The sequence below is a fragment of the Pseudomonas sp. DSP3-2-3 genome, from assembly GCF_049898225.1.
Lineage (GTDB): Bacteria > Pseudomonadota > Gammaproteobacteria > Pseudomonadales > Pseudomonadaceae > Aquipseudomonas.
In genome coordinates, this window is the sequence record NZ_JAFCXH010000012.1 from 163782 (window position 1) to 183136 (window position 19355).

At 60.1% G+C, this 19355-nt stretch carries 20 protein-coding genes; 5 read left to right on the top strand and 15 right to left on the bottom strand.

Annotated elements, in window-relative coordinates; genetic code table 11:
- Positions 1–50: 50 nt before the first annotated feature.
- The 9 genes from ACP7E4_RS16110 to ACP7E4_RS16150 all read right to left on the bottom strand — a co-directional run bounded on the left by ACP7E4_RS16110 (position 51) and on the right by ACP7E4_RS16150 (position 9466).
- The gene (locus ACP7E4_RS16110) at positions 51–1211 is read right to left on the bottom strand and encodes a D-alanyl-D-alanine carboxypeptidase family protein (RefSeq protein WP_065833710.1); all 1161 of its coding nucleotides are present in this window, start codon (positions 1209–1211) and stop codon (positions 51–53) included.
- Between the two features lie 236 nt (positions 1212–1447).
- Positions 1448–2467: a septal ring lytic transglycosylase RlpA family protein gene (locus tag ACP7E4_RS16115; protein ID WP_426115709.1), complete on the bottom strand. Its 1020-nt coding sequence runs from the start codon at positions 2465–2467 to the stop codon at positions 1448–1450.
- Positions 2467–3474: a lytic murein transglycosylase B gene (gene mltB / locus ACP7E4_RS16120; RefSeq protein ID WP_426115708.1), complete on the bottom strand. Its 1008-nt coding sequence runs from the start codon at positions 3472–3474 to the stop codon at positions 2467–2469. The genes ACP7E4_RS16115 and mltB overlap by 1 nt, the downstream gene beginning before the upstream one ends.
- A 17-nt stretch (positions 3475–3491) precedes the next feature.
- Positions 3492–4595: a rod shape-determining protein RodA gene (rodA, locus tag ACP7E4_RS16125; protein WP_065833751.1), complete on the bottom strand. Its 1104-nt coding sequence runs from the start codon at positions 4593–4595 to the stop codon at positions 3492–3494.
- Between the two features lie 31 nt (positions 4596–4626).
- Positions 4627–6528, bottom strand: coding sequence for a penicillin-binding protein 2 (mrdA, locus tag ACP7E4_RS16130; protein ID WP_426115706.1), 1902 nt, complete (start codon positions 6526–6528; stop codon positions 4627–4629).
- A gap of 12 nt (positions 6529–6540) precedes the next feature.
- Positions 6541–7008, bottom strand: coding sequence for a 23S rRNA (pseudouridine(1915)-N(3))-methyltransferase RlmH (rlmH, locus tag ACP7E4_RS16135; protein WP_020289602.1), 468 nt, complete (start codon positions 7006–7008; stop codon positions 6541–6543).
- A 9-nt stretch (positions 7009–7017) separates the two neighbouring features.
- On the bottom strand, positions 7018–7440 hold the full coding sequence (rsfS, locus tag ACP7E4_RS16140; protein WP_020289603.1) for a ribosome silencing factor: 423 nt from the start codon (positions 7438–7440) through the stop codon (positions 7018–7020).
- A gap of 72 nt (positions 7441–7512) precedes the next feature.
- Entirely contained in the window at positions 7513–8160 is a 648-nt protein-coding gene (gene nadD, locus ACP7E4_RS16145; RefSeq protein ID WP_426115969.1) for a nicotinate-nucleotide adenylyltransferase, read from the bottom strand.
- A gap of 34 nt (positions 8161–8194) precedes the next feature.
- A complete protein-coding gene (locus ACP7E4_RS16150) occupies positions 8195–9466 on the bottom strand; it encodes a glutamate-5-semialdehyde dehydrogenase (RefSeq protein ID WP_426115703.1) in 1272 nt (423 codons plus the stop codon).
- A 339-nt stretch (positions 9467–9805) separates the two neighbouring features.
- Between ACP7E4_RS16150 and ACP7E4_RS16155 the strand changes: the two genes are divergently transcribed.
- Both ACP7E4_RS16155 and ACP7E4_RS16160 read left to right on the top strand, forming a co-directional pair.
- Positions 9806–10477, top strand: coding sequence for a DNA-3-methyladenine glycosylase (locus ACP7E4_RS16155; RefSeq protein WP_426115701.1), 672 nt, complete (start codon positions 9806–9808; stop codon positions 10475–10477).
- A 3-nt stretch (positions 10478–10480) separates the two neighbouring features.
- Complete coding sequence (locus ACP7E4_RS16160) at positions 10481–11797, top strand: bifunctional DedA family/phosphatase PAP2 family protein (protein WP_426115699.1); 1317 nt, start codon at positions 10481–10483, stop codon at positions 11795–11797.
- 21 nt (positions 11798–11818) lie between these two features.
- On the opposite strand, the gene ACP7E4_RS16165 is transcribed toward ACP7E4_RS16160, so the two are convergent.
- Genes ACP7E4_RS16165 through ACP7E4_RS16175 form a run of 3 tightly spaced genes read right to left on the bottom strand, consistent with a single transcriptional unit; the run spans position 11819 to position 13497 of the window.
- On the bottom strand, positions 11819–12409 hold the full coding sequence (locus tag ACP7E4_RS16165) for an LON peptidase substrate-binding domain-containing protein (protein ID WP_426115697.1): 591 nt from the start codon (positions 12407–12409) through the stop codon (positions 11819–11821).
- A gap of 12 nt (positions 12410–12421) precedes the next feature.
- The gene (locus tag ACP7E4_RS16170) at positions 12422–13138 is read right to left on the bottom strand and encodes an LrgB family protein (RefSeq protein ID WP_426115695.1); all 717 of its coding nucleotides are present in this window, start codon (positions 13136–13138) and stop codon (positions 12422–12424) included.
- Entirely contained in the window at positions 13135–13497 is a 363-nt protein-coding gene (locus tag ACP7E4_RS16175; protein ID WP_426115693.1) for a CidA/LrgA family protein, read from the bottom strand. Before ACP7E4_RS16175 ends, ACP7E4_RS16170 begins: the two co-directional genes overlap by 4 nt.
- 212 nt (positions 13498–13709) lie before the next feature.
- Here ACP7E4_RS16175 and ACP7E4_RS16180 point away from each other — a divergent pair, with 212 nt between their 5' ends.
- From ACP7E4_RS16180 to ACP7E4_RS16190, 3 genes are all read left to right on the top strand, one after another.
- The gene (locus tag ACP7E4_RS16180) at positions 13710–14165 is read left to right on the top strand and encodes a MaoC family dehydratase (RefSeq protein ID WP_426115691.1); all 456 of its coding nucleotides are present in this window, start codon (positions 13710–13712) and stop codon (positions 14163–14165) included.
- Between the two features lie 138 nt (positions 14166–14303).
- The gene (locus tag ACP7E4_RS16185) at positions 14304–16028 is read left to right on the top strand and encodes a C13 family peptidase (RefSeq protein WP_426115689.1); all 1725 of its coding nucleotides are present in this window, start codon (positions 14304–14306) and stop codon (positions 16026–16028) included.
- 26 nt (positions 16029–16054) lie between these two features.
- A complete protein-coding gene (locus ACP7E4_RS16190) occupies positions 16055–16696 on the top strand; it encodes an oxidoreductase (RefSeq protein ID WP_426115687.1) in 642 nt (213 codons plus the stop codon).
- A gap of 128 nt (positions 16697–16824) precedes the next feature.
- On the opposite strand, the gene ACP7E4_RS16195 is transcribed toward ACP7E4_RS16190, so the two are convergent.
- Genes ACP7E4_RS16195 through mpl form a run of 3 tightly spaced genes read right to left on the bottom strand, consistent with a single transcriptional unit; the run spans position 16825 to position 19077 of the window.
- Complete coding sequence (locus ACP7E4_RS16195) at positions 16825–17109, bottom strand: YceK/YidQ family lipoprotein (RefSeq protein WP_426115685.1); 285 nt, start codon at positions 17107–17109, stop codon at positions 16825–16827.
- Positions 17102–17731 carry a flavin prenyltransferase UbiX gene (gene ubiX, locus ACP7E4_RS16200; RefSeq protein ID WP_426115683.1) on the bottom strand — a complete coding sequence of 210 codons (630 nt, stop codon included), beginning with the start codon at positions 17729–17731 and terminating at the stop codon, positions 17102–17104. The genes ACP7E4_RS16195 and ubiX overlap by 8 nt, the downstream gene beginning before the upstream one ends.
- Positions 17728–19077 (bottom strand): UDP-N-acetylmuramate:L-alanyl-gamma-D-glutamyl-meso-diaminopimelate ligase, encoded by a 1350-nt coding sequence (gene mpl / locus ACP7E4_RS16205; protein WP_426115681.1) that lies wholly within the window; start codon positions 19075–19077, stop codon positions 17728–17730. Before mpl ends, ubiX begins: the two co-directional genes overlap by 4 nt.
- Positions 19078–19355 lie beyond the last annotated feature (278 nt).

Genomic DNA, 19355 nt, shown 5'->3' on the forward strand with positions numbered 1-19355 from the left:
ACTCAGGGTATGAGCGGGCGCGAGAAGGTCGGCATTGATTTCTTGGGATGTCAGTTGAACAAGCCGTAGAAGAACAAACGGATGCTATCCCACACTCGACGGAAGATACCACCTTCCTCGACCGGTTCCAGCGCGATCAGGTTGGCAGTGTGAACCACCTTGTCTTCCATTTTCACTTCAACTTTACCGATCACGTCGCCCTTGGCGATTGGCGCAACCAGTTGCGGGTTCATGGTCATGCTGGCGGTGAGCTTCTTCATCTCGCCTTTAGGCATGGTCATGCTCAGATCTTCCGCCAGGCCAGCCTTGACCTGATGCTCTGCGCCTTTCCAGACCGGAGCCTGGGCCAGCTCAGTGCCTTTCTGATAGAAGTTCTGGGTTTCGAAGAAACGGAAACCGTAGGTCAGCAGCTTCTGGGTTTCAGCCGCACGAGCCTGTTCGCTGTTGGTGCCGAACACTACTGCGATCAAACGCATGCCGTCACGTACAGCCGAAGACACCATGCAGTAACCGGCTTCATCGGTGTGACCGGTTTTCAGACCATCGACGGTCTTGTCGCGCCACAGCAGCAGGTTGCGGTTAGGCTGCTTGATGCCGTTCCAGAAGAACTCTTTCTGCGAGTAGATCGCATAGTGCGCCGGATCTTCATGAATGATCGCCCGAGCCAGAGTCGCCATGTCGTGCGCCGAAGAGTAGTGCTCCGGGTTCGGCAGGCCAGTCGGGTTCATGAAGTGACTGTTGGTCATGCCCAGATCGGCAGCAGTCTTGTTCATCATGTCAGCGAACGCGTCTTCGCTGCCGGCGATGTGCTCGGAAAGCGCAACACTGGCGTCGTTACCCGACTGAATGATGATGCCGTGCAGCAGATCGCTGACCGTGACCTGGGTGCCGACCTTGATGAACATCCGCGAACCGCCGGTACGCCAGGCGTTTTCGCTGACGGTAACCGGATCGTTCTCGCCGATCTGACCGCGACGGATTTCCAGGGTAGCGATGTACGCCGTCATCAGTTTGGTCAGGCTCGCCGGCGCCAGACGCTGGTCGCCGTTGTTCTCGACCAGAACGTTGCCGCTGGTGGCGTCCATCAGCACATAGGCCTTGGCAGCCAGTTGCGGCGCGGCGGGTGTCATCTGTTCAACCGCCCAGGCGGCAGGAGTGATGATCAGCGGTACAAGCAGGCATAAGCGTTTTGCAAAGGTGGTGATGTTCATCCGTCTCTCGAAATTGCTAATGGGCAAACATGCCCTCACGGGCAAAGCTGATCAGGCGGTGAAAGCGAAAACACTTTTCACGACCTGCTACGCCAGGCTCTGATCCTGGCAAACAAGGTCGTCTGTTCGACAGACAAACTTGCATACAGTTGCCGGAAACGCATGCTCTGCTGGCAAATGCGCATCTCCGGGAACCGCCAGCCGATCAGTTCCGGATCGCTCCGAAACCACATCGACTATTGATCCGATGTCACGACGCTAGGCTGACCAAGATTGGCTGACCTGACGCTGTTCTGTAATTGCTGGGCTTCACCCTGCGTGTCGATCGGTCCCATTCGCACCCGATACAGTGTTTGCTGATTGCGTGCGATCGAACTGACGAAAACCGGCGCCCGGACCATCCCGCTGAGCTTCGACCTCAGGAGTTCCGCAGCGTCCGGATTGGCGAAGGCTCCCACCTGGAGAAATAGCCCAGACGCTTGTCCGGAAGCGTTTTTTTTTGCGTCGACCTGCAACGGGACGGCCGGTGCCGCGTGCTGCTGCGGTGGTGGCGTGTATTGTTCGATGGTGCCCGCGGAAACAGTCAGCGCTGGCGGCGTGGCCTGGGCGATAACCTGCGGCTGATTCGGCAACAGCGGCGCCGGGCGGCCGTTCTGCGCCAGCCACTCTTGAGGATCGATGCCTTCGACCTTGACCCTAGCCGTGCCGGTTTCGGCATAACCGAGCTTCTTGGCTGCGGCATAGGACAAGTCGATGATGCGGTCGGAATAGAATGGTCCGCGATCATTGACCCGCAGGATGACCGTGCGGTTGTTGTCCAGGTTGGTCACCCGCACATAGCTCGGCAGCGGCAGGGTCTTGTGCGCGGCACTCATCCCGTACAGGTCATACACTTCGCCGTTGGCGGTGTTCTGGCCATGGAATTTGGTGCCGTACCAGGACGCCGTGCCCGAAGCGACATAGCGCCGGGAATCGTTTAGCGGGAAATAGGTTTTGCCCAGCACGGTATACGGGTTGGCTTTATAAGGGCCGTTGTGCAGGGTTGGCGTGGCGTCGGGAATACGCGACACGTCGACATCCCACCACGGCGCGCCGTCTTTGTGCGCCCGGTTGATATCCAGGCCCGGCGTCGAGCGCACCGTGGCGCCGCCTTTTTGGGGCGAACGGCTAGTATTGGAGGAGCAACTCACCACCAGCAACGCGAGCGCAGCGTAGGACAGCAACTTCAGCGGTGTGCGAATCGGCATTGCCGGCATTACTTGACGCCCCGAGCTTGAACCAATAATTCAGACAGCTGATGCACGGTCATGGCGTACATCACGCTGCGGTTATAACGCGTGATTGCATAAAAATTCTTCAGACCCAGCCAGTATTCCGGACCCTTTTCGCCCTCAAGGCGAAATGCAGTCACCGGCAGATCATCGCGCAGCGCATCATGACTCGCCCAACCCAGCGCTCGCAACTCCCCAACGGTCTTTACCGGATCAATGCCCGGACTCAAACCTTCATCAACCCGGTCACCGCGCACGCTCGCAAGGCTGACCACGGGTTCGCCAGCGACCCAGCCATGACGCTTGAAGTAGCTTGCAACACTGCCAATGGCGTCGTCCGGGTCGGTCCAGATATTGATGTGGCCGTCACCGTCAAAATCCACGGCGTACGCGCGAAAACTGCTCGGCATGAACTGCGGCAAACCCATGGCTCCGGCGTAGGAGCCTTTGAGCGTCAGCGGATCGACCTGCTGTTCGCGGGCCAGCAGGAGAAACTCGCGCAGCTCCTTGCGGAAGAAATCGGCACGCGGCGGATAGTCAAAGCCTAGCGTGGACAAGGCGTCGATGACCCGATAATTGCCGGTATTGCGCCCGAAAAACGTCTCGACGCCAATAATCGACACGATCACCTGGGCGGGAACACCGTATTCCTGCTCGGCACGGGCCAGCGCGGCCTCGTGCTGACGCCAGAAGTCCACACCCCGCGCGATGCGCGCGTCAGTGATGAACATCGGGCGATATTCCTTCCATTGCTTGACCCGTTCGGCCGGCCGGGAAATAGCGTCGAGGATCGCCTGCTTGCGCTCCACTTCACGGAACACATCAATCAACTGCTCGCCGGCAAAGCCGTAGTCGCGAGTCATCTGCGCGACGAACTCCGCAACCTGCGGCGAGCCTTCGTAATCCCCTGCCAATGCCTCTTGAACAGATCCAAGGATACCAACCAGGCCGACCAACGGAGCATATCGAGCCCAGTTACGCACTACTTGCATGGAATTCTTCACCTTAATCAAACCTGTGCGATCCACTTACGATGTGTGTGAATCGACATCAAAACCCCAAACGCTGACAGTAGGGTCACCAGCGAAGTTCCGCCGTAACTAATGAAGGGCAGCGGTACGCCCACAACTGGCAGCAGGCCACTGACCATACCGATGTTGACGAAAACGTAAACAAAAAATGTCATTGTCAGGCTGCCCGCGAGCAATTTGCCGAACAAAGTCTGCGCCTGAGCCGTGATGACCAGCCCGCGCCCGATCAATAGCAGATAAATCAGCAGCAGCGCACAAATCCCCACCAGACCGAACTCTTCACCCAATACCGCAATAATGAAGTCAGTGTGGCTTTCCGGCAGGAAATCCAGGTGCGACTGGGTGCCCAGCAGCCAGCCCTTGCCAAACACGCCGCCCGAGCCGATGGCCGCCTTGGACTGAATGATGTTCCAGCCAGTGCCGAGCGGATCGCTCTCCGGATCGAGGAACGTCAGGATTCGCTGCTTCTGGTAGTCGTGCATGATGAAAAACCACATCGCCACCGCGACCGGCACGGCGGCAGCAACCACGCTGATGATCCAGCGCCAGCGCAACCCGGCCATGAACAACACGAAGGTCCCGGAAGCCAGGATCAGCAGCGAGGTGCCCAGGTCCGGCTGCCGCACGATCAGGACGAATGGAATGCCGATCAGCGCCAGGCTGAGCGCTACATGCTTGAGATGCGGCGGCAGCGTGCGTTTCGACAAATACCAGGCGATGGTCGCCGGCATGATGATCTTGAGGAATTCCGAAGGCTGGAAGCGGATCACGCCGGGGATGTTGATCCAGCGGGTCGCGCCCATGGCGTTATGGCCCATCACATCCACCACCACCAGCAGCAGAACCCCCAGCACATAAAGCACCGGCACCCAGCGCGCCATGAAGCGCGGCTCAAGCTGAGCGATGATGACCATCGACACCAGGCCGATGCCGAACGAACTGGCCTGCTTGATCAGCAGATCCCAGTTCTTGCCGCTGGCCGAATACAGCACGAACAGACTGCCGGCCGCCAATGTCAGCAACAGAATCAGCAATGGCCCGTCGATATGAATGCGCTGCAGGAAGGTGGCGCGACGGCGCATCACATCTTCGCTGGACAGAATGCGGTCGAAATTACTCTTCACGGGCACTGGCCGCAGTCTCCACAGGTGTAAGGCCGGCGTACTCAGGCTTGAGCGTGCCGTCGGGATTGAGCAGCCAGGCGTCCATGACCTGACGAACCACGGGAGCAGCGACGCCGGAGCCCGACTCACCGTTTTCGACCATTACGGCGACGACGATCTTCGGGTTGTCGGCTGGCGCGAAGCCTACGAACAAGGCGTGGTCACGATGGCGTTCCTGAACCTTGGAGCGGTCATATTTTTCGCCTTGCTTGATCGCCACGACCTGCGCGGTACCGCTTTTCCCGGCAATCCGGTACTGGGCGCCGATGGCTGCCTTGCGTGCCGTGCCGCGCGCACCGTGCATGACCTGCTGCATGCCGTGGTTGACCTTGGCCCAATCCGACGGGTCACGCAGCACGATGTCCGGCATAGGGTTTTCATCAACGGGCGGCTGGCCTTCGATGGTCCGGGCCAGGTGTGGCCGGTTCCACTTGCCCTTGTTGGCCACCAGCGCTGTGGCCTGGGCCAGTTGCAACGGCGTGGCCTGCATGTAGCCCTGGCCGATCCCGAGGATCAAGGTCTCACCGGGGAACCAGGCCTGACGGCGGGTCGCGCGTTTCCAGTCCCGGGACGGCATCAGGCCTGGGGATTCTTCGAACATGTCCAGCGACACTTTCTGGCCGATGCCGAACTTGTTCATGTAGGCGGACAGCCGGTCGATGCCGATCTTGTGCGCCAGATCGTAAAAGTAGGTGTCATTGGAGCGCATGATCGCGGTGTCCAGATCAACCCAGCCATCGCCGGTGCGGTTCCAGTTACGGTATTTGTGGTCGTAATTGGGCAGCTGATAAAAGCCGGGGTCGAAGACCCGCGATGACGCGGTTACCACGCCGGAGTCCAGCCCGGCAATCGCCACGGCAGGTTTGATGGTCGAACCCGGAGGATACAGACCGCGCAGAATCCGGTTGAACAGCGGTCGATCAATCGAATCGCGCAGCTCGGCATAAGCCTTGAAGCTGATGCCGGTAACGAACAGGTTCGGGTCGAAGCTCGGCGCACTGACCATCGCCAGAACTTCGCCAGTGGCAGGATCGAGGGCAACGATTGCGCCGCGTCGCCCGCCCAGCGCGGCTTCGGCGGCCTGCTGCAGCTTTATGTCGAGGCTGAGCACGATGTCCTTGCCCGGCACCGGATCGGTCCGCTTGAGGACACGCAATACGCGACCACGGGCATTGGTTTCGACTTCTTCGTAGCCGACCTGACCATGCAGCTCGGGTTCGTAGAAACGCTCGATACCGGTCTTGCCAATGTGGTGGGTGCCGCTATAGGCCACGGGATCGAGGCTTTTCAGCTCTTTCTCGTTGATCCGGCCCATATAACCCACCGAGTGCGCAAAATGCGGACCCTCCGGATAATGCCGCACCAGTTGCGCCACCACTTCAACGCCCGGAAGGCGGAACTGGTTGACGGCCACTCTGGCAATTTGTTCTTCGGTGAGTTCGAACAGAATCGGCACCGGCTCGAACGGCCGCCGCCCTTGCTTCATGCGCTTTTCGAAAATGGAACGGTCGTCCGGCGTCAGCTCCAGCACTTCGATGATGGTATCGAGCACCTGGGACCAGTCGCCGGAGCGCTCGCGGGTCATGCTCAGACTGAAACTGGGCCGGTTATCGGCCACCACCACGCCATTGCGGTCGAAGATCAAGCCCCGGCTTGGCGGAATCGGCTGGACATGGACGCGGTTGTTTTCCGACAGGGTCGAGTGGTATTCGTACTGGATGACCTGCAGGTAATACAGCCGCGCCACCAACACGCAAATCAGCACTACGACAGCCACAGCGCCGACCACGACCCGGCCGCGCACCAGACGTGCGTCTTTCTCATGGTCTTTTAGGCGGATCGGCTGAGACATTAGGGCGCAGTGCTATTTGTGATAAGGGTGCCCGGACAGGACTGTCCAGGCGCGGTAGATCTGCTCGCCAATCAGGATACGCACCAGCGGATGAGGCAGGGTCAGCGGCGACAATGACCAGCGCTGCTCACTGCGCGCACAGACTTCCGGCGCCAGGCCTTCGGGACCACCTACCATCAGGTTCACGGTGCGCGCGTCAAGGCGCCAGCGATCGAGTTCCACCGCCAGTTGCTCGGTGCTCCACGGCTTGCCCTGGACTTCGAGGGTCACGATCCGCTCGCCCGGCTGCACTTTAGCCAGCATAGCCTCGCCTTCCTGACGGATGAAGCGAGCCACGTCGGCATTCTTGCCACGGGTATTGAGCGGAATCTCCACCAGATCAAGCGCCAGTTCGGATGGCAGACGCTTGGCATATTCGTGCCAACCTTCTTCCACCCACTTGGGCATGCGCGAACCAACCGCGATCAGACGCAGACGCACAACGACCTCTTACTGCTGGTCTTTGTTGAGCTTGTTGAAATGCTCATGGCCGACTTCAGGGCTGTGGTGCTTGGCATCCGCCGCACGGCTTTGCTCAGCACCCTGCCACAGACGCTCAAGGTCATAGAACTGACGCGCGTTGGCGGTCATCACGTGCACGATGACGTCACCCAGATCCAGCAGCACCCAGTCGCTGTCGCCCTTGCCTTCTTCGCTCAACGATTTCAGGCCGGCAGCCTTGACCTTGTCACGCACGCTATCAACCAGCGCGTTCAATTGACGGTTGGAAGTACCGGTGCAGATCAGCATGTAATCGGCGATGCTGGTTTTGTCGCGAACATCGATGGTTTGAATGTCGGTACCTTTGACGTCTTCCAGTGCTGCGATGGCAATCTGGACGACTTCTTCACTGCTCATTTTCTGCTTTGTCATATAAAACTCAATTTGCTCGTATGTGTGGAACGCCAAAACGCTTGTCGATCAAAGCAGTTGTGGGGCGTTCCCTCAGTTTTTCGGCGCATGGTACAGCCCGTGCGCTTCGATATAGGCCAGTACCGCGTCTGGCACCAGATAACGTACCGACTTCCCGCTGGCCAGCAGTTGGCGGATCTGGGTGGCAGACACGGATAACGGTGTCTGCCAGACGAATGTAATTTGTCCGCCCGGCCCTTTCAGGGCCTTCGGATCACTGACTGCGCGTGCCGCCAGCAGATTGCGCATGGCATCCGGCGACTCGCTGTCCGCGTCCGGGCGCTGCAGCACCACGATATGGCAGTGCTCCAGCAGTTCATCCCAACGATGCCAGGTCGGCAGCCCACAAAAGGCGTCCCAACCGAGCAACAGGAATAACTGGTCCTGCGCGGCCAGCTCGGCCCGCGTCGATTCCAGTGTGTCAATTGTGTAGGACGGCTTGTCCCGCTTCAGCTCGCGGTCATCTACCGTCAACGGCGGCACGCCGACCACCGCGCACTTGACCATCGCCAGACGATCCTGCGCAGATACACTTGGCGTATCGCGATGGGGCGGCCGGGCGCTGGGCGTCAGGCGTAACTCGTCCAGTTCAAGCAACGCGGCGACTTCCAGCGCGCCGCGCAAATGACCGATGTGCACCGGGTCAAACGTGCCACCCAGAATCCCGATGCGTTTGGGCATAAGCGCAGCGGCGTGCCGTTCAGGCTCGCTCAAGTCAGGCTGGCTCCTGTCCACGTAACTGGCCATCACCGATCACGATGTACTTCTCGCAGGTCAGACCTTCGAGGCCGACCGGACCGCGGGCGTGCAGCTTATCAGTAGAAATGCCGATCTCGGCACCCAATCCGTATTCGAAGCCGTCGGCGAAGCTGGTTGGCGCGTTGACCATCACCGAACTGGAGTCGACTTCGGCCATGAAGCGCCGCACCTGCCCCTGATGATCGGAGACGATGGCATCACTGTGATGCGAGCCATAGTGATTGATGTGTTCGATGGCCTGATCCAGCCCCGTCACGATCCGGATCGACAGAATCGGCGCAAGATACTCGGTGTTCCAGTCCTCTTCGGTGGCAACGTTCGCCTCGATCAACTCGCGGGTCCGCTCGCAACCGCGCAGCTCGACGCCTTTTTCGCGGAACTGGGCAGCCATCTGCGGCAGGAACTCGGCTGCGATGGTCTGATCCACCAGCAGGGTTTCCATCGCGCCACATATCCCGTAACGATAAGTCTTGGCGTTGAACGCAATGCGCTGGGCCTTGGGCAGATCGGCGTGGGCACTGACGTAGACGTGGCAGATGCCGTCCAGATGCTTGATGACCGGCACCCGGGCATCACGGCTGACGCGCTCGATCAAACCTTTGCCGCCACGCGGCACGATGACGTCGACGAACTCGGGCATGGTGATCAGCGCACCGACAGCGGCGCGGTCAGTGGTTTCCACCACCTGAACGACGGCAGCCGGCAAACCGGCTTCGGCCAGGCCTCGCTGGATGCAGGCGGCAATCGCCTGGTTCGAATGAATCGCCTCGGAACCACCGCGCAGGATGGTCGCGTTGCCGGACTTCAGGCACAGGCTCGCGGCATCGATGGTCACGTTGGGGCGCGACTCATAGATGATTCCGACCACGCCCAGCGGCACGCGCATCTTGCCCACCTGAATACCGGACGGGCGAAAGCTCATGTCGCGGATCGCGCCGATCGGGTCCGGAAGGTTCGCTACCTGACGCAACCCGACGATCATGCTGTCGATCCGTGCGGGGGTCAGGGCCAGACGTTCAAGCATTGCCGGCTCAAGACCATTGGCGCGGCCAGCGGCCAGGTCCATGTCATTGGCGGCAGACAATTGAGCGCGGGCTTCATCCAGAGCGGCAGCGGTAGCCAATAGCGCGCGGTTTTTCTGCGCGGTGCTGGCACGGCCGATCACTCGCGAAGCTTCGCGGGCGGCTTGACCCAGGCGGGTCATGTAGTCAAGAACAGACTCAGTCATGGTCTCAGAGGTCTTGGCATAGAGGAAAGCGGCCGATTATAGCTGTCAAGCGCCGCTAACGACAGCGGTGACGGGCGGATGGTCGAGAACAGTGCATAAATCGGCGAAAGAGAGATCGCCAGTTGTTACTGACAGCTGACATGTGGGACCGGATTTATCCGGGAAGGCGGCATGCCTGACGACAAAAATGCATTGGAAGTACCGGCCTCTTCCCGGATAAATCCGGTCCCACGGATGTTCGTCAGTTCAGATGGTTATGCGGCAACGACACTATTCAGCTCCAATTAAGATTGAGGTTGCTATCATCACGGCCCACCAGCCGCCACTTCCTGTATTCCCATGCCTGACGCCCTTCCCGACAGTTTTTTCCATCGCGATGCACAAGTGCTGGCCCGAGCGCTGTTGGGCAAGGTGATTCGACACAAAGTGGGCGAACTCTGGCTGGCGGCGCGGATTATCGAGACCGAAGCGTATTACTGCGCCGAGAAAGGCAGTCACGCTTCCCTGGGCTACACCGAGAAGCGCAAAGCGCTGTTTCTCGACGGCGGCCACATCTATATGTATTACGCCCGGGGCGGCGACTCGCTGAACTTCAGCGCCGAAGGCCCGGGCAATGCGGTGCTGATCAAATCCGCTTTCCCGTGGGTCGACGGCGTTTCGGACGCCAACAGCCTTGCGCAAATGCAATTGAATAACCCCGACGCGAGCGGCGCGATCCGCCCACCCGAACGACTGTGTGCCGGGCAAACCCTGCTGTGCAAGGCGCTGGGCCTGAAAGTGCCCATGTGGGACGCCAAGCGCTTCGATCCTGACGTGCTGCTGGTCGAAGATGTGGGCCACCTCCCCGAGCAGATCATCCAGACCACGCGACTGGGCATCCCGACCGGGCGTGACGAACATCTCCTGTACCGCTTCGTCGATGCCCAATACGCACGCTTCTGTACGCGGAACCCGCTGCGACGTGGCCAGGTCGAAGGCCGCGACTACTTTTTAATCGTTCAAGGAAACTGACCCATGGGGCCATGGCTCGATAGCATCACCGGTTGGCTGGCGGCAAACCCTTCATGGCTGAGCGTGGCGATTTTCGTGGTGGCATTTGTCGAGTGCCTGGCCATCGCCGGGATCATCGTGCCCGGCACGGTTTTGCTGTTTGCCGTTGCCGCATTGGCGGGTAGTGGCGTGCTGCCGCTGGGTGAAGTCTTGCTGCTGGGGTTTGTCGGCGGATTACTGGGCGATGCGATTTCTTATTTCCTTGGCCGCAAGTTTCACCAGAATATCCGCCGCCTGCCGGGCCTGCGTCATCATCCCGAATGGATTGGCGGCGCCGAGACTTACTTTCAGCGCTACGGCATCGCCAGCTTGCTGGTCGGGCGCTTCATTGGTCCGCTGCGGCCCATGCTGCCGATGGTGGCCGGCATGTTCGATATGCCGTTCCCGCGCTTCGCCGCTGTCAGCGTTATCGCAGCAGCAGGATGGTCGATTGTCTATCTGCTGCCGGGCTGGGCCGCCGGTGCGGCGGTTCGTCTGCCGTTGCCGGAAGGTTTCTGGCCGCAGGCGGCGGTGGTCGGCGGCGGGATGGCCGTGCTGCTCGCCGTGGCCGTGCAAAGCAGCCTGCGTGGCAAGCGTTACGCGACCAAGGTCATTGCGCTGGTCGCCGGGATCATGTTGGGCGGCCTGTTTCTGGGCTGGCCGTACCTGACGCAGTTCGATAACGGGCTGATGACCCTGGTGCAGGAACATCGCAGCGCCGCAGCCGATGACTTTGTCATCGTCGTGACCGGGCTGGGCGATTTCCGCACACAGTTTTTCGCTGCCGCCCTGTTGCTCGCGCTGCTGCTGATTACCAAACAATGGCGCCATGCGCTGTTTGCCGGGGCGACGACCCTGGGTTGCGCCATCGTCAACGGCAGCATGAAATACCTCTTCGCTCGCGCCCGTCCGGAAGTGCTGCTCGAACCCCTCACTACTTACAGTATGCCAAGTGGCCACAGTTCGGCCGCGTTTGGTTTGTTCATGACCCTGGCGGTGCTGGCCGGTCGTGGGCAACCAGTGCGTTTACGCCTCACATGGCTGCTATTGGGCGGCATACCGGCGCTGTCGATTGCCATGTCTCGGGTGTATCTGGGTGTTCACTGGCCGACCGACGTACTGGCCGGGATGATGCTGGCGTTCTGCGTGTGCGCCGCCAGCCTGGCTGTCGTCCAGCGCGACACCTCGTTGAATGCGCTGCCGGTGCGGGTCTGGTGGCTGATCCTGCCGGCCATGGTCGCGCTGTTCAGCGCCTTTGCCTTGCATTCACTGCCCCATGCGATCCTTCGCTATCAGTATTAATGCCCAACGCAGGCCGGCAACTCAGGCCTGCAGATCGCCTTGCATCTCATCGAGCAGATCCTGGATCGCATCGAGGCGCTCTTCCGCGTCATCGATTTCCAGTAGCTCGATCTTGTCTTCCTCGGTGAACGGCAGCAGATACGCCAACTGATTGGCCAGCGACTGCTGGCCGTTGGCGGTCAGGCCCATATTCAGCGCGGCGACCATTGGATGCTCGGCCAGGGCCGCGAGCAAGGCGACCAGGTCGGCGTCCTCTTCCTGTAATGGCCGTTCCTGAGGTTCGTCCAGCCACTGCACCTGGGCGATCAGCAATTGATCGCGCTGGGTTTCAGTACTGAGCACGCGAAAACGCCGCCCGCCTTCCACGCGAATCCCGAGCAGGCCATTGTCCTGCTGCTGGAAATCACGCACCAAGGCCTCGCAGCCGATCAACGAATAGCCCGCTGGCGCATCGCCGACCTCTTTACCTTCGGTGATGCACACCACGCCAAAGCCTTCGCCTTGTTTCATGCAGCGGCTGATCATGTCCAGATAGCGGGCCTCGAACAGTTGCAGGTCGAGCACACACCCCGGAAACAGCACAGCATTGAGTGGAAAAAGCGGCAACGTCATACAAAAGCACCTTTAAACGACCAAAGACACCGCGATCGGCAAGAACAACGCGGTCGCGACACCCATCAGACTCATTGCCAGCGCAGCAAAAGCGCCGCACTCCTCACCTTCCTGCAACGCCGCCGAGGTACCCACCGCGTGGGCGGTAAGGCCCAGCGCCATGCCTCGGGCAGCGGGGCTTTCCACGCCGACCAGGGTCAGCAGACCAGGACCGAATATTGCCCCGATCACGCCAGTAATCAACACGAACACCGCCGCCAGCGCCGCCACGCCGCCGATCTGCTCGGCGACCAGCATGGCAATGGGCGAAGTGACCGATTTGGGCGCCATGGTCATCAGGATCATGTGATTGGCACCAAACAGCCACCCTAATAGCACGCACAGCCCGGTGGCGAACACGCCGCCCACTACCAGCGTAGTTAAAGTCGGCCACAACAATTGTCGAATCCTGCGCAAATTCAGAAAAAGCGGCACCGCCAGCGCGACGGTCGCAGGCCCGAGCAGAATGCTGAGAATTTCCGTGCTCTTGCGGTATTCGGCGTAGCTCAGGCCACAACTGAGCAAGACGCCAATGACCACCAGCATCGACACCAGCACCGGCTGCAAAAACACCCAGCGGGTTTTCTCGTAACCGGCCAGCACCAGTTGATAAGCGCCGAGGGTAATGGCGATGCCGAACAACGGATGATGAATCACCGACATCCCCGCGCCGTGCCAGTCGAGACTCATAACGGCTCCTGGCGGCGCGCCTGACGCTCGATAAGTTTCTGCATCAGCCACCCGGCGAACATCAGGGCAATCATCAGCGACAACACCAGCGAGCCAACGATGGCCCAGAAATCCTCGGCAATGGCTGCGGCGTAGACCATCACGCCCACGGCGGGCGGCACCAGCAGCAACGGCAGATAGCGCAGCAGACTGCTGGCCGCCAGGCTGATCGGCTCGCTGACCTCGCCGCGCACCATGAGATATACCAGCATCAGCACCAGCCCGATAATCGGCCCGGGCAGAATCGACAAGAACAAATGATTGAGCGCAGTGCCGAGCAATTGGAACAGCACCAGCCAGGTCAAACCCCGTAACAACATAAAAAGCTCCAGCAAATCGGCGGCGACATTATAGGCACGCAGCCCTGTTGGCTATGGATCGGCATTCGCAAAGCTGCACTTGGCTAACCATCCCTTGACCAATCCTCAACCCTCTGCTGATCTTGGATTCACTTGCGAAGGCAAAATCCTACGCAAAAAGTAGAAAAAGCAGTAATACAAAAAAGAAAACGACGAAGACAAGGAGAGTGCCTATGCCGTTTGTACCTGTTACAGAACTCAAGAATTATGTCGGCAAGGAGCTGGGATATTCCGAATGGCTGACCATCGATCAGGAACGCATCAACCTGTTCGCCGAAGCCACAGGCGATTTTCAATTCATTCACGTGGACCCGGTCAAAGCCGCCCAGACGCCATTTGGCGGGACCATCGCCCACGGGTTTCTGTCGCTGTCGTTGATCCCCAAGCTGATGGAAAACCTGCTGGTGATGCCTGAAGGCCTGAAAATGGCGGTCAACTACGGCCTGGACAGCGTGCGCTTTATCCAGCCGGTAAAAGTCGACTCGCGCGTTCGTCTAAAAGTTGACTTGACCGAAGTGATCGAGAAAAAACCAGGCCAATGGCTGCTCAAAGCCACGGCCACACTGGAGATCGAGGGTCAGGAGAAGCCAGCGTTCATCGCTGAACCCCTGTCCATGTGCTTCGTGTAACACTGTTAAAACACGAAACAGTCGTTACAGACTGTTTCGTCTCTCTTCCTGGCTGCGGCATACTCCCACCGGCTGTGCGATGGCGCCCGCTCGGGCACATTCGAAACTCGCCTGGCTTTAAATTTTTCGGGATCTACCATGCGCGCGCTTGTTCCATTGGCTCTGTCACTCTTAATCGCTGCCTGCGGTGACGGCGAACCGCTGTCCCCACCCGACGCACGCCTGCCCGACGGCGGACGTTATCGCGGTGATGTGGTCAACGGCTTGCTGCAAGGTCAGGGACGAATCGATTATCCCAATGGCAGCTGGTACGCCGGCCAATTTCAGAATGGCCAGTGGCATGGTCAGGGCGAATGGCACGCGAGCAACGGCGACGTCTACAAAGGTGGCTTCGCCAATGGCCTGTTCGATGGACACGGCACGCTGACCACCAGTGGCGGCAGCTATGTCGGCGGCTTCAAGCTGGGCCGCCGCGAAGGCGAAGGCACCCTCAAAGAGAAAGGCCTGACCTATCGCGGCGCATTCAAGGCTGACCAGTACGACGGCCTCGGTCGCCTGGAACTTGATGACGGCAGCCAGTATCAGGGCCAGTTCTCCCGTGGCAAGCCTAACGGCGAAGGCCAGCGCAGCGACGCCAGCGGCAATCAATTCAGCGGCAACTTCGTTAACGGTCAGCTGCAAGGCATCGGCAGCTTCAACAGCGCCGATGGCGATCAATACGTTGGCGGCTTCATCAATAACCAGCTCAACGGTCACGGCCGCTACGAAAACAGCGACGGCGACGTGTGGGTCGGCATGTTCAAGGATGGCGCGCTCAATGGCCGAGGTGAGTTGATTGGCGCTGATGGCAGCCACTATGTCGGCGAGTTCAGCGGCTGGAAATTCTCCGGGCAAGGCCGTCTGCGACTGGTCGATGGCAGTACTTACGTCGGCGAATTTGCCGATGACACGTATCAGGGCCAAGGCGTTCTGACTTCCGCGCAAGGCACGCTGCAGAGCGGTTTCTGGGTCAACAGCCAGCGCGTGCGTGATGCTCAGGGCAAACTTCTGCCTGACTCACTGGAAGTCGGCATGCTCGCCCAGGGCCCGTTGCTGGAAAAAGCCCTGGCCGCCGTGCCTGTCTCAACTCCCGCCGTGGAGCTGTTCACCCTGGTGGTGGGCGGCGACGGTAAGCAAAGCGTATTTCTGCGCGAGGCCGACTTTGTCAGCAACCTGCTGGCCTCACGATTCGGCGCTTACGGGCAGATCAGCCTGGTCAACCATCGCGATCACATGATCGACCGGCCATTGGCGACCCGGGAAAACATCAGCCGCGCCATGCGCACCCTCGCGCAACGCAGCGGCCCGGAAGACCTGGTGTTCATCTATCTGACCAGCCACGGCACACAGGATCACGAACTGGTCCTGGATCAGCCGCGCATCGAATTGGCGGATCTGCCCGCCGATGAGCTGGCAGCGGTCATGGCGCCACTGAAGAATCGCGACAAGGTGGTGGTGATTTCGGCGTGCTATTCGGGCGGCTTCATTCCGGCCCTGAAAGACGAGCGCACCTTGGTGATCACCGCGTCCCGCGAAGACCGGGTTTCCTTCGGTTGCTCGGAAGAAGCGGACTTCACCTACTTCGGTGACGCGCTGTTCGCCAAGGCGCTGGTTGCAACCGACGACCTGCAGCAGGCGTTCAACGCCGCCAAAGACACCGTCGCCGAGCGGGAAATCGCTGACAACTACGATGCCTCGGAACCACAGATCTGGGCCCCCAAAGGCGTCATTGCGCATTGGAACCTGCTACGCAAGAGCCAGGCGGAACGTGCACTCAATACCTTATCGACTCGCAAGGAAGCGAAGACCGTCGGCAGCCACTAAGCTGTCGTCTATCAAGGGAGGAATCTATGTACTTGACGCCGCAACACATCCTGCTCGCCGGTGCCACCGGTCTGACTGGCGAACACTTGCTGGATCGCCTGCTCAATGAACCCACGGTCAGCCGCGTGCTGGCCCCGACCCGCCGGCCGTTGGCCGAACATCCGCGCCTGGAAAATCCCGTGGGCGAATTGACGAGCCTGCTGCCGACCCTGCGCGGTCAGGTCGACATCGCCTTCTGTTGCCTGGGCAGCACTATCAAACAGGCCGGTTCACAGGAAGCGTTTCGCGCCATTGATCTGGATATGGTGGTGGCTTTCGGCAAACGCGCCAGGGAAATGGGCGCGCGGCATTTGCTGGTGATCAGCGCGATCAATGCAGATCCGGGCTCAAGCGTGTTCTACACCCGCACCAAGGGTGAAATGGAGCAGACGCTCAAGGCGCAGGACTGGCCGCAACTGACCATCGCCCGCCCTTCGCTGCTGCTGGGCAATCGCAATGAAACGCGCCTGGCCGAACAACTCGCCGCGCCCATCGCCAAACTGATCCCCGGCAAATACGGCGCCATCGAGGCCTGCAGCCTGGCCCGAGCGCTGTGGCGTCTGGCCCTGGAAGAACAATCCGGCGAGCGGGTCGTGGAGTCGGATGAGTTGCGCAAGTTGGGGAAGTAACGCGAAACGCTAATACCTTGTGGGAGCGAACTTGCTCGCGAAGGCAATTGCCTGAACGCTAAAAGATGCACTGGATGCCCCGCCCCTTTCGCAAGCAAGCTTGCTCTCACAATATCTAAGGAAGTCGCCTACAACCCACCCGTCGCCTGAAACCCAACCCCCAGCGCGGTGAGCAGCGACAACGGCAGCAGCAAGGTATCGAGCAGCGCGCTGCCGGGCAGATCCAGACCCGGATAGCTCGGCGCTTCGGCACCGAAGCGATCCATCGCGCAACAACCGCCCTGCATCGCATACAAATCCAGCCGCGTCCCGGCATACACCACGGGCGCGCCGGGCTGCGCTGCATTGAGCGTGCGGGCGGTGGCGCAACCGGTCAGGGTCAGCGCCAGGGCAATCAGCAGCAGCTTATTCATCGGCGCTCAAATGATGTTCGCCCCAACGCGGCAGCATGTCTTGCGGGATATTCAGCAGATTGAGGATTCGCGCGACCACGAAGTCGATCAAGTCGTCGATGGTTTGCGGCTGATGATAAAAGCCTGGCGATGCCGGAAGAATCACCGCGCCCAGGTTCGACAGCTTGAGCATGTTCTCCAGATGAATGCTGGAAAACGGCGCTTCACGCGGCACCAGAATCAGCTGCCGACGCTCCTTGAGGGTCACATCCGCAGCGCGTTCGATCAGGTTGTTGCAGGCGCCGGTGGCAATCGCCGACAAGGTTCCCGTCGAACACGGCACGACGACCATGGCGCTGGGCGAGCCCGAGCCCGAGGCCACGGGCGACATCCAGTCTTCCTTGCCATACACGCGAATCTGCCCCGCTGCCGCGCCGGTGTATTCGGTGAGGAACGCCTGCATCATGCTCGGTTTTGGCGGCAGCAAGACATCCGTTTCGGTGGCCATGACCAACTGCGCGGCCTTGGAAATCAGAAAGTGTACTTCGCGATCTTCGCGCACCAGACAATCGAGCAGGCGCAGGCCATATTGCGCGCCCGACGCGCCGGTCATGGCAACGGTGACGCGTTCCGGGCCGTTCATTGCAGCGCCTCAGCTAGTTTGCCGTGCAAACCGCCGAAGCCGCCGTTGCTCATGATCACGATGTGCGTGCCCGGCTGTGCCTGGCTTTTCACCCTGGCAATAATCCCGTCCAGCGAATCGCAAACCACGGCGGGCACTGGACACAGCGCGGCGGTGCCGGCCAGATCCCAACCCAGATTGGCCGGGGCGTACCACACCACTTGGTCGGCCTGTTGCACGCTTTCCGGCAGGCCGTCGCGATGGGCGCCGAGCTTCATGGAATTGGAGCGCGGCTCGATGATCGCGATCAGTGGCGCGTCGCCGATCTTCTTGCGCAGGCCATCAAGAGTGGTGGCAATGGCAGTCGGGTGGTGAGCGAAATCGTCATAAATAGTGATGCCGCGCACTTCGGCGACCTTCTCCATGCGCCGCTTGACGCTTTTGAACGCGCTCAAGGCTTCGACACCCAGGGCGGGCACGACGCCAACATGACGCGCAGCCGCCAGGGTTGCCAAAGCATTGGCCACGTTGTGCTGGCCAGTCATGTCCCACTCGACCACACCTTGAGCCTGACCTTCGAAAACAACTTCGAAACGCGAACCGTCTTCGCTGAGCAAGCGCGCCTGCCACTGGCCGTTCTGACCGGTGGTTTGTACCGGCGTCCAGCAACCCATCTGAATGACCCGCGTCAGCGCCGGTTCAGTGGTGGGATGAATGACCAGGCCTTCGCTTGGAATGGTGCGCACCAGGTGATGGAACTGCCGCTCGATAGCGGGCAGATCGGGGAAGATATCGGCGTGATCGAACTCAAGATTGTTGAGGATCGCGGTGCGCGGCCGGTAGTGAACGAACTTGGAGCGTTTGTCGAAGAACGCGCTGTCGTATTCGTCAGCTTCCACCACGAAAAACGGCGTGTCACCCAAGCGGGCTGACACCGCAAAATTCTGCGGCACGCCGCCGATCAGGAAGCCGGGACTCATGCCGGCATGTTCGAGCACCCAAGCCAGCATGCTGCTGGTCGTGGTTTTGCCGTGAGTGCCGGCCACCGCCAGCACCCAGCGACCTTGCAACACGTGATCGGCGAGCCATTGCGGGCCGGAAACGTAAGGCAGGCCTTTATTGAGGACGTACTCAACCGCCGGATTGCCCCGCGACAGCGCGTTGCCAATCACCACAAGATCAGGTGCGGGGTCGAGCTGCTCGGGGTCGTAACCCTGCGTCAGTTCGATGCCTTGAGCCTGCAATTGCGTGCTCATCGGCGGATAGACATTGGCGTCGGAGCCGGTGACCCGATGGCCCAACTCTTTGGCGAGCACCGCCAGCGAACCCATGAAAGTGCCGCAAATACCAAGAATATGAATATGCATGACCACCTCTTAAAACATCCGCGCAGGTTAGCTCAGGGGCGGTGAAATGGCACTTAGTGTTTGCGGAGGCGTTCGCGCAGAACCTTCAATTTGTGGGAGCAAGCTTGCTTGCGAAGACGGTAGACCAGATGGCAAAAATGTTGTGGATGTCTTAAAACCTGACCTTGCCCCTGAAAAACGTATCCCTTGCCAGGTGTCTCAATAGCCGCAAGGATACGACATGACTAAGTCCAAGACAGACCGCGTTAAATACACCCTCGAGTTCAAGCTTGAGGCCG

Excerpts from the sequence above, each read along its gene's own strand:
- ACP7E4_RS16155 (WP_426115701.1), top strand. The coding sequence starts at position 9,806 with ATGCCTGACGCCCTTCCCGACAGTTTTTTCCATCGCGATGCACAAGTG.
- ACP7E4_RS16190 (WP_426115687.1), top strand. The coding sequence starts at position 16,055 with ATGTACTTGACGCCGCAACACATCCTGCTCGCCGGTGCCACCGGTCTG.
- rodA (WP_065833751.1), bottom strand. The coding sequence starts at position 4,595 with ATGCGCCGTCGCGCCACCTTCCTGCAGCGCATTCATATCGACGGGCCA.
- ACP7E4_RS16170 (WP_426115695.1), bottom strand. The coding sequence starts at position 13,138 with ATGAGTCTCGACTGGCACGGCGCGGGGATGTCGGTGATTCATCATCCG.
- ACP7E4_RS16195 (WP_426115685.1), bottom strand. The coding sequence starts at position 17,109 with ATGAATAAGCTGCTGCTGATTGCCCTGGCGCTGACCCTGACCGGTTGC.
- mrdA (WP_426115706.1), bottom strand. The coding sequence starts at position 6,528 with ATGTCTCAGCCGATCCGCCTAAAAGACCATGAGAAAGACGCACGTCTG.
- ACP7E4_RS16175 (WP_426115693.1), bottom strand. The coding sequence starts at position 13,497 with ATGTTGTTACGGGGTTTGACCTGGCTGGTGCTGTTCCAATTGCTCGGC.
- mltB (WP_426115708.1), bottom strand. The coding sequence starts at position 3,474 with ATGCAAGTAGTGCGTAACTGGGCTCGATATGCTCCGTTGGTCGGCCTG.
- ACP7E4_RS16180 (WP_426115691.1), top strand. The coding sequence starts at position 13,710 with ATGCCGTTTGTACCTGTTACAGAACTCAAGAATTATGTCGGCAAGGAG.
- ACP7E4_RS16185 (WP_426115689.1), top strand. The coding sequence starts at position 14,304 with ATGCGCGCGCTTGTTCCATTGGCTCTGTCACTCTTAATCGCTGCCTGC.
- nadD (WP_426115969.1), bottom strand. The coding sequence starts at position 8,160 with ATGCCCAAACGCATCGGGATTCTGGGTGGCACGTTTGACCCGGTGCAC.
- ACP7E4_RS16165 (WP_426115697.1), bottom strand. The coding sequence starts at position 12,409 with ATGACGTTGCCGCTTTTTCCACTCAATGCTGTGCTGTTTCCGGGGTGT.
- ACP7E4_RS16115 (WP_426115709.1), bottom strand. The coding sequence starts at position 2,467 with ATGCCGGCAATGCCGATTCGCACACCGCTGAAGTTGCTGTCCTACGCT.
- ACP7E4_RS16150 (WP_426115703.1), bottom strand. The coding sequence starts at position 9,466 with ATGACTGAGTCTGTTCTTGACTACATGACCCGCCTGGGTCAAGCCGCC.
- mpl (WP_426115681.1), bottom strand. The coding sequence starts at position 19,077 with ATGCATATTCATATTCTTGGTATTTGCGGCACTTTCATGGGTTCGCTG.
- ACP7E4_RS16110 (WP_065833710.1), bottom strand. The coding sequence starts at position 1,211 with ATGAACATCACCACCTTTGCAAAACGCTTATGCCTGCTTGTACCGCTG.
- ACP7E4_RS16160 (WP_426115699.1), top strand. The coding sequence starts at position 10,481 with ATGGGGCCATGGCTCGATAGCATCACCGGTTGGCTGGCGGCAAACCCT.
- ubiX (WP_426115683.1), bottom strand. The coding sequence starts at position 17,731 with ATGAACGGCCCGGAACGCGTCACCGTTGCCATGACCGGCGCGTCGGGC.
- rsfS (WP_020289603.1), bottom strand. The coding sequence starts at position 7,440 with ATGACAAAGCAGAAAATGAGCAGTGAAGAAGTCGTCCAGATTGCCATC.